Annotated in this window: 15 protein-coding genes and 1 other RNA gene; 7 read left to right on the top strand and 9 right to left on the bottom strand. The window is 60.0% G+C overall.

Annotation, left to right across the window (positions count from 1 at the left end; all coding sequences use genetic code 11):
- A partial coding sequence (locus HMPREF0307_RS08105) for a hypothetical protein (RefSeq protein ID WP_231725117.1) occupies window positions 1-401 on the top strand: 401 nt, incomplete at its 5' end.
- Window positions 402-517: 116 nt separating this feature from the next.
- Here HMPREF0307_RS08105 and HMPREF0307_RS08100 read toward each other — a convergent pair.
- Window positions 518-1,813, bottom strand: coding sequence for an SdrD B-like domain-containing protein (locus tag HMPREF0307_RS08100; protein ID WP_197418400.1), 1,296 nt, complete (start codon window positions 1,811-1,813; stop codon window positions 518-520).
- A gap of 892 nt (window positions 1,814-2,705) precedes the next feature.
- On the opposite strand from HMPREF0307_RS08100, the gene HMPREF0307_RS08095 reads away from it, so the two are divergent.
- Both HMPREF0307_RS08095 and HMPREF0307_RS08090 read left to right on the top strand, forming a co-directional pair.
- Window positions 2,706-3,968 (top strand): hypothetical protein, encoded by a 1,263-nt coding sequence (locus tag HMPREF0307_RS08095; protein ID WP_066491185.1) that lies wholly within the window; start codon window positions 2,706-2,708, stop codon window positions 3,966-3,968.
- 37 nt (window positions 3,969-4,005) lie between these two features.
- Window positions 4,006-4,476: a hypothetical protein gene (locus tag HMPREF0307_RS08090; RefSeq protein ID WP_156435917.1), complete on the top strand. Its 471-nt coding sequence runs from the start codon at window positions 4,006-4,008 to the stop codon at window positions 4,474-4,476.
- A gap of 138 nt (window positions 4,477-4,614) precedes the next feature.
- On the opposite strand, the gene HMPREF0307_RS08085 is transcribed toward HMPREF0307_RS08090, so the two are convergent.
- Entirely contained in the window at window positions 4,615-5,274 is a 660-nt protein-coding gene (locus HMPREF0307_RS08085; protein WP_066491180.1) for a DUF6891 domain-containing protein, read from the bottom strand.
- 50 nt (window positions 5,275-5,324) lie between these two features.
- Here HMPREF0307_RS08085 and HMPREF0307_RS08080 point away from each other — a divergent pair, with 50 nt between their 5' ends.
- The gene (locus HMPREF0307_RS08080) at window positions 5,325-5,543 is read left to right on the top strand and encodes a hypothetical protein (RefSeq protein ID WP_066491179.1); all 219 of its coding nucleotides are present in this window, start codon (window positions 5,325-5,327) and stop codon (window positions 5,541-5,543) included.
- Between the two features lie 30 nt (window positions 5,544-5,573).
- On the opposite strand, the gene HMPREF0307_RS12975 is transcribed toward HMPREF0307_RS08080, so the two are convergent.
- Complete coding sequence (locus HMPREF0307_RS12975) at window positions 5,574-5,840, bottom strand: hypothetical protein (protein WP_141629011.1); 267 nt, start codon at window positions 5,838-5,840, stop codon at window positions 5,574-5,576.
- A 313-nt stretch (window positions 5,841-6,153) separates the two neighbouring features.
- On the opposite strand from HMPREF0307_RS12975, the gene relB reads away from it, so the two are divergent.
- Both relB and HMPREF0307_RS08070 read left to right on the top strand, forming a co-directional pair.
- Window positions 6,154-6,366, top strand: coding sequence for a type II toxin-antitoxin system RelB family antitoxin (relB, locus tag HMPREF0307_RS08075; protein ID WP_062040565.1), 213 nt, complete (start codon window positions 6,154-6,156; stop codon window positions 6,364-6,366).
- A complete protein-coding gene (locus HMPREF0307_RS08070) occupies window positions 6,366-6,647 on the top strand; it encodes a type II toxin-antitoxin system RelE family toxin (protein WP_066491177.1) in 282 nt (93 codons plus the stop codon). Before relB ends, HMPREF0307_RS08070 begins: the two co-directional genes overlap by 1 nt.
- A gap of 50 nt (window positions 6,648-6,697) precedes the next feature.
- Here HMPREF0307_RS08070 and ssrA read toward each other — a convergent pair.
- From ssrA to ftsE, 6 genes are all read right to left on the bottom strand, one after another.
- Window positions 6,698-7,077: a transfer-messenger RNA gene (ssrA, locus tag HMPREF0307_RS08065) on the bottom strand.
- Between the two features lie 64 nt (window positions 7,078-7,141).
- On the bottom strand, window positions 7,142-7,555 hold the full coding sequence (locus HMPREF0307_RS08060) for a hypothetical protein (protein ID WP_066491171.1): 414 nt from the start codon (window positions 7,553-7,555) through the stop codon (window positions 7,142-7,144).
- Between the two features lie 12 nt (window positions 7,556-7,567).
- A complete protein-coding gene (locus tag HMPREF0307_RS08055) occupies window positions 7,568-7,918 on the bottom strand; it encodes a DUF488 domain-containing protein (RefSeq protein WP_066491169.1) in 351 nt (116 codons plus the stop codon).
- 21 nt (window positions 7,919-7,939) lie between these two features.
- The gene (gene smpB / locus HMPREF0307_RS08050) at window positions 7,940-8,440 is read right to left on the bottom strand and encodes an SsrA-binding protein SmpB (RefSeq protein ID WP_066491166.1); all 501 of its coding nucleotides are present in this window, start codon (window positions 8,438-8,440) and stop codon (window positions 7,940-7,942) included.
- Window positions 8,441-8,533: 93 nt separating this feature from the next.
- Window positions 8,534-9,436, bottom strand: a complete 903-nt coding sequence (gene ftsX, locus HMPREF0307_RS08045) for a permease-like cell division protein FtsX (RefSeq protein WP_066491163.1) — start codon at window positions 9,434-9,436, stop codon at window positions 8,534-8,536.
- On the bottom strand, window positions 9,436-10,125 hold the full coding sequence (gene ftsE / locus HMPREF0307_RS08040) for a cell division ATP-binding protein FtsE (RefSeq protein ID WP_066491150.1): 690 nt from the start codon (window positions 10,123-10,125) through the stop codon (window positions 9,436-9,438). Before ftsE ends, ftsX begins: the two co-directional genes overlap by 1 nt.
- A gap of 173 nt (window positions 10,126-10,298) precedes the next feature.
- On the opposite strand from ftsE, the gene HMPREF0307_RS08035 reads away from it, so the two are divergent.
- A complete protein-coding gene (locus HMPREF0307_RS08035) occupies window positions 10,299-11,915 on the top strand; it encodes an AbgT family transporter (protein ID WP_066491141.1) in 1,617 nt (538 codons plus the stop codon).
- Window positions 11,916-11,960: the final 45 nt, after the last annotated feature.

The following is an 11,960-nucleotide window of genomic DNA, read 5'->3' as shown; positions in this document are numbered from 1 at the left end:
CCCACGGTGTCTACTTTCCGGGGGTCGGGCCCGTGTTCCAGGCCATGAAGTTCCTGACCACTTTGGTCAAATACTCCGACCAGGACAACGGCATGCTCACACTGGAGGCCGACGCAAACCCGCGCCACCTGACGTACTACGAACGGGACAACCTCGTGTCCGACGACCAGTTCGACCCGAAAGAGCTGGCGGCCGGCGACGCACCAAAGGAAGACGCACCCCGCGAGCTCCTGGACGCAATGTTTTGTCAGGACACCTGGGAAGTCTGGACCGCAGAAGGCATAGACTTCCTGGCCCGCTGCAACAACTTTGAGGAGGCTCGTCGCATTACCCAGTCATTCCGGGACGAAGGAGTGCCAGCGCAGTTGAGTAGGACAACTCGCACGGTCTACCCCGTCTAATTAGCAAACACAAAGCCCGTCTAGGTGAACGAGGAGTGAAATTCACCTAGACGGGCTCTTTTATGGAGTTGTCCTCTAGGGCGCGAAGGGGTGTGAAACCGCGCCCTGAAGGTTCTTTACTGGCTGGCCGACTTGCGACGGCCCACCACAGCCAGCGCGACCAGGGCCGCAAGGACTGCGCCAAGGCCAGCCAGCGCGTAGGAGTTCGCGCCAGTGGTGGCGAGCGTCATGCGCACGGTCTCAACCGGGGTTGCTGGCTTTTCTTCCGGTGCCGGAGCAGGTGCGTCCTCGCGGACGAAGCCCCAGTCGTTGCCGGAGTCAGTCTCACCAGGTGCCACAGTGGCCTTGCGGTCGTCAAAGCCCAGGCGGGCTCCGTCGGGACCGACAACCTCCACGTCGTAGTCGCCAGGGGCAAGACCTTCGAACGTGTAGAAGCCGTTTTCGTCAGTGGTGGTGCGGGCAATTTCCTTGCCGTCCCGGCGAGCAATAACTGTCAGGCCAGAAATACGCTCGTCGCCGTCACTGGCGCTCTTCGAGCCGTCGTTGTCCCACACCACAGTGCCGGTGAACCCGCCGAGCTCTGGTGCCGGTTCAGTAACCTCCGGGGCAACCGTCACTGTTTCGGTGACCTTCTCCGGGGCAGCAGTGACTGTCTCCGTCTCCGGAGCCTTGGTCACAGTCACCGCAGGCTCCTTCTGCGTCACCGTCTTCGGCGGGAAGGTCACCGTTTCGGTGACCTTCTCCGGGGTAACAGTCACTGTCGGAGGAGTTGCCGTCACGGTTTTGACCTCTGGGGTCTTGGTGACTGTCTCCTTTTCTGGAGTCTTGGTGACTGTTGCCGTCTCGGTAACCTTCTCCGGGGTCTTGGTGACTGTCTCCTTTTCCGGGGTCTTGGTGACCGTGGCGGTGGAGGGCTCGGGAGTCTCCGTCACCGTGTCAGTGGCGCGCTCTGGAGTGCTTGTCACCGTCACTGGCGGATTCTCCACAGTGGTAGTCACAGTCTCCGCAGGGAGAGTAGTTGTCTTCGCTGGTGGAGTCACCGTGGTTGTCTTGGTAGCCGTGGTGACCTGGGTGACGGTGGTCGGCTCTGGCTTCTTAAGGAAACCCCAGTTGTTGCCTTTGTCCTCTTTACTAGGGTTGACGGTACCGCGCTCGTCAAAGAATAACAGGACACCGCCGTCTGGGGCCTCGACAGAAATGCCGTATTTGCCTTGGGCGAGGTACTCGAATTTATAGAAACCGTTTTCGTCAGTTTGCGTGCGTGCGACCTCAACACCGCCCCTTGTGAGAACAACGTCGTGTCCCCCAATGCGTGTGTCCGGGTCGGTCACGGTGTGTGAGGTGTCCTCGTCCCAGACGACAGTGCCAGACAGGCTGCCAATATCGGTGATGACGTCATCGCAGTACATCATATTTTCATCTTCTGCCCAGTCAGGGACATCGCCACCGCCAACGCTGCCGCCGCTGCCACCGCCACTGCCGCCGCCAGAAAACGCAGATGCAGAAGGGCCGAATTCGATATTCTTCCCGTTCCGCGTAAGACGGCACGTTCTGTGCTCGTAATATCCGAACTTCTTAAGCGAAAGAAACGGGTACGCGTAAACCTTTCCCGGCTCGTCTTCGGGACGGTACAAAAGCACTTGGTAATGCATATCACCTCCCTCATTTCTAGACTTGTACCCGACGACCTTGACGTTCGGCGAGGGAATTGACCCCTCCGGGACATCAGACAACGCGTAGAAAAGGGTGCGCGCATTACTATCCGCAGCCAGTTTTTCTGGTTCAACATCAAAGGATGTGGTACCAGACCCCCACTTGAACTCGACCTTTTCCCCCTCACGCAAGTCCGCCATTACAGCATCAATAGACTCCTTGGGGAACCACGGAGACGGCCAGTATCTACCAACCACCCTCTCGTCCCCAGCCGGGTAGACCTGCTGCGCCTCCGCCACCGGTGCCAAAGCACCGACTCCGACCAACCCCGCGGCGACAACCGCCGCGGCACGCCGGCCAATAAACCGTTTCGAAACTTGGTTTTGCATTCCTGCACTCCTCGAAAATTAACAACCGAACACCCAGACGACTGACCAGGCGTTTTCCTTTTCAGCCTAAGTCGACACCTGTCAATTCAACGAAGAAAAGCAGCCAACTCAAACAAGTGGCTTTACGCAGGCCAGCGGCCATTTCGCAAACAACAAGAGAAATAGCGAGGAATGAACACTGCCAACAGGGAAGGAACCACACAAATAGCAGGCATGTTCTAGTCCCCTACCCGCATGTCGACCCGTCATGCACACTGGACCTATGACCGAACCACACGAGCACGACGAGACCCCCGACCAGCCAGACAACGCCGACAGCCACCCCGAGAACCCCGGCGACCCAGCAGACAAAAACGCCCCTGACCCAGACTTCCTGGACCGTCCAATCTCCGAGTTCAAAGACGAAAACCTCGACGACCTCTGGCGCAAACACGACCCTAAGAGCTACGCCAAGTTCCAGGAGACAGCCCGCAACGCTCTCGGTTCGTTATTCAGGAAGATCGACATGCCTGGTATCAACCACGTCGTAGACACCTCGAAGTTCGCCACCGCGCTCACCGCCGACGCATGGAAGTCAGTGGCCGGTATCGAGCCACCCCGCATCACCTCGCTCATTGAGCCAAACATGCTCGCAAAGTTCTCCGGTGCCTACCCAGACCCGTCGAAGTGGGCTGTACCTGGCTTAGCGGAGCATACCGCCGACATATCCGCAGTGTTCGCCCCCACCGTGGACATGAAAAAGTTCTACGGCCCGGTCATAGACGCCCAGAAGCTGCTTGCGTCCAACGGCGCGCTCAAACTGGGAGAGCAATTCCAGCGCTCGCTCGACAAGACCTATGCGGACATTGCGAAGTCATTCGCCGGCCTCGGCGTTATTGACTCCTCCCTGCTTAAAGAAGCGCAGCGTGTTTCCGAACGGTACGCCGACCTACCCGGTGTCAACGAAGACCCGTTGCCGTACCTGGAGCAATTCCACAGCGACTTCCTAGTGCTGTACGCCTCGCTCGTGCTTGCGGCCGGCCACCTTGAAAACCTGGTCGCCGACCTGTGCGAAGAACTCCTCAGGAAAGAGCAATTCCACGGTGCCAGCGTGGCCGCCCAACAACAGGTGGGGAACATGCGCGAAACGCTGGAGAAGCAGAAGAAATGCACCACTTGCAGCGAACTGGCTCGACAGGCCAAAGACCCGCTAAAGCGCCGCAACCTCCTCGTCCACGGCGACTGGCTGGTTGGAGAAGAAATTGCCTCCGACGAACTGAAGGAGCGTCACGCTTGGTACTGGCGAATCTCGCGCACGTCACGGGTCACGAAGCGGAAGTTGATGAAAACGGAGGAAATGCAAGCGCTGGCCGCCGAGTGGGACGCGGGCAAGACGAAAACGCTAGGCGACCTGTTCCACTCGGAGGTGGTCTCGCTCGGCTTGGTGACCGCTTACGTAAACAAGTTTGCTGAGCTCAATGACAAGTTGGAGAAGGAGCTCGAACGGCATGAGAACGAGCGAGAAAAACGTGAAGCGAACGCCTAGCCCGGACAACGGCCAACAGAAGGAGAATGACCAAACCATGAAGAAGATCTACTACAGCGCCCATAACGTCCACCCACGAGCCGTGCTGGCAAGCCAGAACGAAAACGGCTCCTGGACTGTCGAGAACGAGGCCGAGAAGGTTTCCGTCGCACTCAACGAGGACGGGTTCCGTTACGCGTACCGTGACGAACCCCGCGACGGGGAAAGTTGGACCACCGGCCACCGAGACTTTGTTGGAGCCGAAGGAATTGCAGAAGCAGTTACTCGCGGTTCCGAACCGCGTTGGCTCACGACGATAGAAGAGGTTAAGCAGTGGGCAGAAAAGTACCCCGGAGCCTGGTTCCTCGACCTGAAGATTCTCGGGGTGTGGAAGCGGGAGGACTTGCCCTGGGGCACGGTGCGAGATTACGAAGAAGGCCTCTCGCTCGACTGGGACCGGGACGATGACTGGGCGTTGCCGCTTGTTGTGCTCGTGCCCGCCGAGGAAGCCGCTGGACGACAGGGTTAGTGGTCATGTGTCGTGTAACCGGAGGCGGAACCCGGTGTAACCGGGGTGTAACCGCGGACCTGATATAACTGGTCAAGAGGTTTCGTGAAAGCCCCTTTCCCACGAATATGCAAATCTCCTACATGCGTTTCTGATGGCTTAGGCACCTTCAGCCGGCAGCGGCTTGCGCCACGTGAGATTGAGCAGCTGAATCCGCCCGCGCGGGTCGCCGTCCCACTCCACCTCGAGGTCGTGGCGCTTAAGAATGTCCACGAGGAACCGCCCCAGTGCGGCGTCCATTCGAGCCCATTCGTCCTTCCGCTCGGGATAGCCTTTGCGCAGCTTCTCGGCGTCGACCTCACCAGCGATCGGCGGGCCCGGCGCCCACGCACCGAAGACGAGATAAAGCTCCGTCGGCTCGTACGCCAGTCCCTCGGCATCTTGCATGTGGAAGCCACACGATGCCCATTCGCGGTAGGGATACTCCCCCTCCGGCGCATCAATCGGAGTACGTTCCTCCCCGAGCAGCTCGTTACAGTCACTGACATCGAATCCGAGGCTCATTCCCGTCACGAGCCCTTGGCCTTCCATATCATCGAACGCAGCCTTCACCCGGTCGTAATCGGTGGGGTGGTCCCACTCCGGCTCCTGGGCCTTGCGTTCTTTCCACACCTGCTCGGCGGCCGCGTGCGGATCATCATCCGAGTACACATCTTCGAGTTCGTTGTCATCCACGGCTTCGTGGACCTCGTCCAAGGTCATGAATCCCGGAAGGATCCAATGGTTGAGTTGCTGGCGCAGCGAATCTGAAATCTCCATGCCTCCACAGCATAAAGAAGAACTCTCCGCCACGGCGCGCCGCCCCTCGCGTGCCTTCGGAGCTCTCACCCTCGCAGCTGCGGCGACGCTGGGCATCGGCAGCGGCAAGGCTGGGCGCCATCGCCCTCGGTCAGGTCCGCATCTCCGACACCCCGGACGGCACGCCGCACAAGCGCACCGGCACAGCTATCGCGCCCGAGCGGGTGCTCACCGCCGCGCACTGTGTCGAGGGTCCCTCCATCAACGTCGGCCGCCAACAAAACAAATGAAGCAAGGCTGCCGGGAATTCAACCCAGCGATTATCCCTGCACGGCAGCCGCGCCTTCATCACCGGACGCAAGCGAATACCACGTCCATGCAACGTATCCGATATAAGCGAGCGGCAGGACGAGCGGAAAGAAAAAGCCAACAGCCACGCAGGCGACAAGCACACCGATAGCCACTCGCCCGCCTGCTAGTTCCGATTGTGCAGCAATGAACCGTGCTGTTACCACGGCAGCGATGAAGAAAAGGGCAACGCCGAGCACCCAATGGATTCCACTTCCGATGCCCATGATCAGCGTCACAACGCCTGCACAAACCCACAGGATATTTCGAAGACTCAAGCTAGATCCCACCTACTTCTTAGGGGCAGTCGCTACAGGAACGATGTGGTCGGTATGGGTCTGAACCCGCTCGTAAGTTAGCACACACTTCATGATGTTTCTCGGGACCTTGTAAAACCTTCGGACACCTTCACCTGAATGTCGCCCGGCAGCGATGGTACAAGCGACCTGTGCATCCTCATTGTGAGCACATCGAGGCGGAGAGCACCCTTGCCACGTTCTCGAGGGGGAGGAACACAATGTATTCAGAGCGCTTAAGAGACGGGAGAATCGGATGACAACTATGACCGTACGCATGAGCGACGAAGACGCCGAGCTCGTCCGCAAGTATGTCAGATTCGAAGGCACAACGATCTCGGAATTCGCCCGAAGCGCAATGCTAGAAAAAATTGAAGACCATGCCGACCTTCAGGAACTTCGAGCCGCCATCGAAGCCGATGACGGACAGCGTTTTAGCATCAATGATGTCCTCGAAGAGCTTGATTAATGTCAGCCAACGGCCCTAGCTACAGAGTTAAGCTCACCGCCTCGGCTCGGAAACAGCTCAAGAAGATGGACCGGTTCGATGCGCGGCTTCTGCTTAATTGGATGAAAACCCATCTCGAAGGCTGTGCCGATCCGCGTGCTTTCGGCAAAGGCCTCACAGGCGATCGATCTGGCGAATGGCGCTACCGTGTCGGCGCTTATCGAATCCTCGCGCTCATTCACGAATCAACCATCACGATCGAGGTTTTTGATGGTGGAAGGCGCGACACGATCTATCGCTAACCGGAACAAAAGAAGCGAGCCCCAGACCTTCTCAGTCTGGGGCTCGCCTTCGGTGGAGCTGCCGGGAATTGAACCCGGGTCCTTCGTCACCTCGCCAGGGCTTCTCCGTGCGCAGTTCGCACAGGATCTCTACTCGACCCTCCGGCTCGGGCAAACTCGTTCCGGATGATGGGCCCAGTCGCTCTGAAAGTCCCCCGTCGGCCGAACGACAAGCCGGCGGAGCAAGTTCCTTAGTCGATGCCAGGATCCGGGTCAGGAACTAAACCCGGGCTGACAGACTCGCGTCGCTGAAATTAGGCAGCGAGGGCGAAGTCACGCTGAGAGTTCTTCTCTGCGTTTATTGGTTGCTACGACGCTTAACGGTGGTCTCTAGCCTGCACCGGCACGCTTCCCCTGGCTCAATGTACGAAGTCGAAACCATATCAACCCCATGCATTGCAGTAGAGCGGGATTGTGCGCTCTCTACAGTTCGTATAACGCTACCCCACGTCGGCCTATTCCAGCAACCAGCTTTCCGATGCCGCCTCTACCGCGCCGTCGATGTCGGCTAATGTTCGCGGGACGTCCTTGGCCACCAACCGTGCATCCCACCAGTAAATAACATCGGAGGAGTCAAACGGGACAACACCAACGAATGAGTCACCCGCCATCTGGTCACCCCAAGCATGAACAGCGGTCTCTACTTCCGCCGAGACGTCCCTGTGGGCTCGCCCGAAGTCCACTTCGTAACCGATATATGTCGTCCCGCCTTGCTGTGCCTCGATGATGAGATAGACGAAGTCCTGGGTGTACCACGCCGCCCACACAGTGACGTCTTCGGGCGGCAGTCCCTGATCCGGCGCCACATAGCGGTTAATCAGCTCGTCCATCTTCGCGACGAACGCAGCGAGATCAAAAGAGCGGTCCATGAATGCCGCCTTTTACTGCAGGTAGTCCGCCAGCACCACCGCGTGGTTGACCTCGCGGTCCTTCGCGGCGAAGAGCAGCGTGACATCGCCGTCCTTGGCGAGTTTTCGCAGCTCGTTCATATCCTCGGAGTCGTTTTCTTCGAGCTCGGCGCGATAGCGTTTCTTAAACTCGTCGAAACAGTCCTCGTCATGGTTCCACCACGTGCGCAGGCCGGGGCTGGGCGCGACCTCCTTGAACCAGTGATCCGGGGCCAGCTTGTCCTTGGAGATACCGCGCGGCCATAGACGGTCGACGAGGACCGTTACGCCGTGAGTCTTCTCTTCGCCTTTAACGACGTCATGTGCCTTAGCCGTATAAATCATGGGCCCCAGGCTACGCGCGTTTTAGGCGTTGATGCCCTTGATGCGGCGTCCCAGCTCGCGGGTAATCTCGCGATCCTGGTCGCGGCGCTTGATAGCCTCGCGCTTGTCGTAGTCCTGCTTACCCTGCGCCAGGCCAAGTTCCAGCTTCGCGCGGCCGTCCTTCAAGTAGACGCGCAGCGGGATGAGCGTCTTATTGCCGTCGCGGACCTGGCCCATGAGCTTGTCGATCTCCCGGCGGTGCAGCAGCAGCTTGCGGGTGCGCTTGGGCGAGTGGTTCGTCCACGAGCCATAGGAATACTCCGGGATGTGGAGGTTGCGCACGTAGACCTCGCCGTCGTCGATGGTCGCGAACGCGTCGACGAGCGAGATTTTGCCCTCGCGCATGGACTTGATCTCAGTGCCGACAAGCACCATGCCGCATTCGTAGGTGTCCAGGATTTTAAAGTCGTGGCGAGCGCGGCGGTTGGTCGCCAGGGTCGAGTTATTGTCGACCGCTTTCTTCTTCTTTGCTTTCTTCGCCATAATCCGTCTTATTGTACCGGCGCGTGCACGCCAGCCCTAAAACCAACGAACTCCGCGGCGGGCAGCCGCGGGGTGCAAGGGGGCATCGGGAAGCTACTTGCGCACGTAGGCACGCAAGGTAACCCAGGCGGCAAGGGCAGCGAAGACGATGGCCACCGCGCCGATGAGGGGAATGGCGACCCAGATATCCGAGTCCCGGATGGGCGCCAGCAGCTGGGAGGAGTAGAGGTTCTTCAACGACGGGTCGAGGACAAAGCTCTTGCCAAGGTAGACGCCCACGCCAGCGAGGACAGTGCCGAAGAGCACGGCGAGGACGGCCTCGAAGACGAAGGGGGCGTTGGTAAACCAGCGGGTAGCGCCGACCATGCGCATAATCGACATCTCGCGCGAGCGGTTGAACGCGGCGATCTGCACCATGTTCGCGATGAGGAAGATGGCGGCGATGGCCTGGACGAGTGCCAGGATGAAGGTCGCGTTGCGGATGGTGTCGAGGTTGGAGGTCGCGGAGCGGACCTCGTCGCCTTGATCGACGATGGTGTCGACGCCGGGGTCGTTCGTGATGGCGTCGATGGCGGAAGTATCCGTGGGATCGACGAGGCGCACGTGGAGGGCGGCGGGCAGCGCGTCCGGGGAGGTCTCTTCGACGAGCAGCGGGTCGGTCTCTTGGAAGACCTCGACGAAACGCTTGTACGACTCCTCGCGGTTGCGGTAGGTGACGGACTCGACGCCGCCGTCAGCCTCGAGCTTCTTCTTTACGTCGGCGCAGGCGCCATGCTCACAGGTCGTGTCATTCGCGGACGTGGGCTCGTCAAGCTGGACCATAACTTCGACCTTCTCGAGGTAGATGTCCTTGGTGTCTTCGGTCATCTGCGTGACGAGCACGCCAGCGACAAGCAGACCGACGGAAATCGCCGTCGTGATGACGAGCGCGATGGTCATGGTGAGGTTGCGTCCGAGCCCCCGGAAGGCCTCGCGCAGAACATATCCGAGTCGCATTAGAAGGCCTCCCCGTAGACGCCGTGCTCGTCGTCGCGGACGAGCTTGCCGTTGTTGAGTTCGAGCACGCGGCGGCGCATCTCGTTGACGGTGCGCGCGTTGTGCGTGGACATGATGACGGTCGTGCCGGTGCGGTTGATCTGCGCGAGCAGCGTCATGATGTCTTGGGCCGTGGCCGGGTCGAGGTTGCCCGTGGGCTCGTCGGCAAGGACGAGCGCTGGCTTGTTGACGAAGGCGCGGGCGATGGCCACGCGCTGCTGCTCGCCGCCGGAGAGCTCGTTGGGAAGGCGGTGCGCCTTGGAGTCGAGACCCACGAGGTCGAGCACCTCGGGCACCGCCTCCTTGATCTCCTTCTTCGACTTGCCGATAACCTCGAGCGCGAACGCCACGTTGTCGTAGACGTTAAGCTTGGGCAGCAGGCGGAAATCCTGGAAGACGTAGCCGATGGACTGGCGCAGACGGTTAATCTGGCCGCCCTTCAAAGCATTGACGTGGAAGTCGCCGAAATAGATGTCGCCGTGGGTCAGGTTCGTCTCGCGGACGAGCAGTTCCAGGAAGGTAGACTTGCCGGAGCCGGACGGGCCGATGAGGAAGACGAACTCGCCGTCCTCGATCGTGAAGGAGACGTCGCCCAGGGCGGGCCTGGCGGACGCCTTATAGACCTTGGTTACATTCTCGAAGGTGATCACAGGGGAAACTCTAGCAACATAAGTTTCATTCCTACAGCTTCCGCGTGGATAGGCAGGCTTTTCACAGACTGCGCTTGTGGCCGAGTTCGCACAGGTCGCGGGCCTATGTACCATTACACACTGATCCGAACGTACGATCCCGACCCCAATTGTCAACAAGAAAGGCCGAGAACATGTCCGAATCACAAACGCAGGCGCCGCCTGAGCATCAGTCGCCTGGCGGATTCCTCGGCACGATCGAAAAGATCGGCAACAAGCTGCCTAATCCGTTCTGGCTCTTCGTCATCCTCGCTGGCGTCGTGGCGGCGAGCTCGTGGCTCGGCTCGCTCGCGGGCCTGCAGGCCACGGACCCGCAGTCGGGCGAGCCGATCAAGGTGACGAATCTCCTCAACGCTGAGGGCCTCTCGAAGATGGTAACGGAGGCCGTCACCAACTTCACGTCCTTCCCGCCGCTGGGTGTTATCCTCGCGGTCATGCTCGGCGTGGCCGTCGCGGAGCAATCGGGCCTGCTGTCCGCGCTCGTGCGCGCCATGGTCGCACGCGTGAGCCCCAAGATGTTAACTTTCGTCGTTGCGCTCACCGGTGTGACAGGCTCCGTTGCTTCCGATGCCATCTATGTCATCCTTATCCCGTTAGGTGCCACCGCCTTCCACGCGGTCGGTCGCTCCCCCATCGTGGGTGCGATGGTGGCGTTCGCGGCATCGTCAGCAGGCTTTAACGCGTCGCTCATTTTGAACATCACGGACCTGCTGCTCGCGGGTATTTCGACGTCCGCCGCGCAGATTGTGGACGCGGAGTACGAGGTCAACGCGCTGGCGAATATCTTCTTCGTGGTGCCGTCCGCGATTGTCCTGTCGCTCATCATCACGGCGGTGACGGAGTTCTTCATCGTGCGCAAAGCGCGCGAGCTCGTCGACCACGACAATTTGGAGACCCAAGAACTGGATTTCTCGTCGTCGGTGCCCAACGCGTCCGACGATGACGAGTACGACTTCTCGGACGACGAGGAGAAGCTCGCTCTCCACCCGCTCGAAGCCAAGGGCCTCAAGGCCGCGGGTGCCGCGCTGGTGGCCTTCCTCATCGCGTTCTTCGCGCTCATCTTCATCCCGGGCTCGCCGTTCGCTGGGCCGGATGGCGTGTTCATGGAGTCGCCGCTCATCAAGGCTATCGCGGTGCCCATCGCGCTGGCCTTCTTCCTGGCCGGCGCGGTCTACGGCATCGTAGTCGGCACGGTGAAGGAAGCCTCGGACTTCCCGGATTTCATGGCTAAGGGCATCGAAACCCTGCTGCCTATGATCGTGCTCTTCTTCATGGTCGCACAGTTCCTCGCGTGGTTTAGCTGGTCCAACCTGGGTGTGTACACCGCAATTAAGGGCTCCGAGTTGCTCCAGGCCTGGGACCTGCCGCCGGTGCTCATGTTCGCCGGCCTCGTGCTCATGGTCGCGCTGCTCAACCTCTTCATCACGTCCGGTTCCGCACAGTGGGCGCTCATGGCACCGGTCGTCGTGCCGATGCTCATGTACGTCTCCGTCGCCCCCGAGGTCGCGCAGATGCTCTTCCGTATCGGCGACTCCCCGACGAATATCATTACGCCGATGTCGCCGTACTTCGCGCTCGCGCTCACGTTCCTTCAGCGCTACTACAAACGCTCCGGCGTGGGCACGCTCATGTCGCTGTCCCTGCCCTACTCGATTTCCATGCTCGTGGGCTGGTTCATCTTCTTCGTCATCTGGTACCTCATCGGCATACCTCTGGGCCCCGGCACCCCGATGACCTACCCGGCAAGCTAAAACGGCATGCTGAATCGCCCGCCCCTCGGGGCGGGTTTTCGTGGT

Source organism: Corynebacterium sp. DNF00584, from assembly GCF_001552965.1.
Taxonomy (GTDB): Bacteria; Actinomycetota; Actinomycetes; order Mycobacteriales; family Mycobacteriaceae; genus Corynebacterium; species Corynebacterium phoceense.
The sequence above is the reverse complement of the archived record's forward strand: the minus strand, read 5'-3'. Positions and strand labels throughout refer to the sequence as shown.

Coding starts and splice junctions, on each gene's coding strand:
- HMPREF0307_RS08100 (WP_197418400.1), bottom strand. CDS start 1,813: ATGATGTACTGCGATGACGTCATCACCGATATTGGCAGCCTGTCTGGC.
- HMPREF0307_RS08095 (WP_066491185.1), top strand. CDS start 2,706: ATGACCGAACCACACGAGCACGACGAGACCCCCGACCAGCCAGACAAC.
- HMPREF0307_RS08090 (WP_156435917.1), top strand. CDS start 4,006: ATGAAGAAGATCTACTACAGCGCCCATAACGTCCACCCACGAGCCGTG.
- HMPREF0307_RS08085 (WP_066491180.1), bottom strand. CDS start 5,274: ATGGAGATTTCAGATTCGCTGCGCCAGCAACTCAACCATTGGATCCTT.
- relB (WP_062040565.1), top strand. CDS start 6,154: ATGACAACTATGACCGTACGCATGAGCGACGAAGACGCCGAGCTCGTC.
- HMPREF0307_RS08070 (WP_066491177.1), top strand. CDS start 6,366: ATGTCAGCCAACGGCCCTAGCTACAGAGTTAAGCTCACCGCCTCGGCT.
- HMPREF0307_RS08060 (WP_066491171.1), bottom strand. CDS start 7,555: ATGGACCGCTCTTTTGATCTCGCTGCGTTCGTCGCGAAGATGGACGAG.
- HMPREF0307_RS08055 (WP_066491169.1), bottom strand. CDS start 7,918: ATGATTTATACGGCTAAGGCACATGACGTCGTTAAAGGCGAAGAGAAG.
- smpB (WP_066491166.1), bottom strand. CDS start 8,440: ATGGCGAAGAAAGCAAAGAAGAAGAAAGCGGTCGACAATAACTCGACC.
- ftsX (WP_066491163.1), bottom strand. CDS start 9,436: ATGCGACTCGGATATGTTCTGCGCGAGGCCTTCCGGGGGCTCGGACGC.
- HMPREF0307_RS08035 (WP_066491141.1), top strand. CDS start 10,299: ATGTCCGAATCACAAACGCAGGCGCCGCCTGAGCATCAGTCGCCTGGC.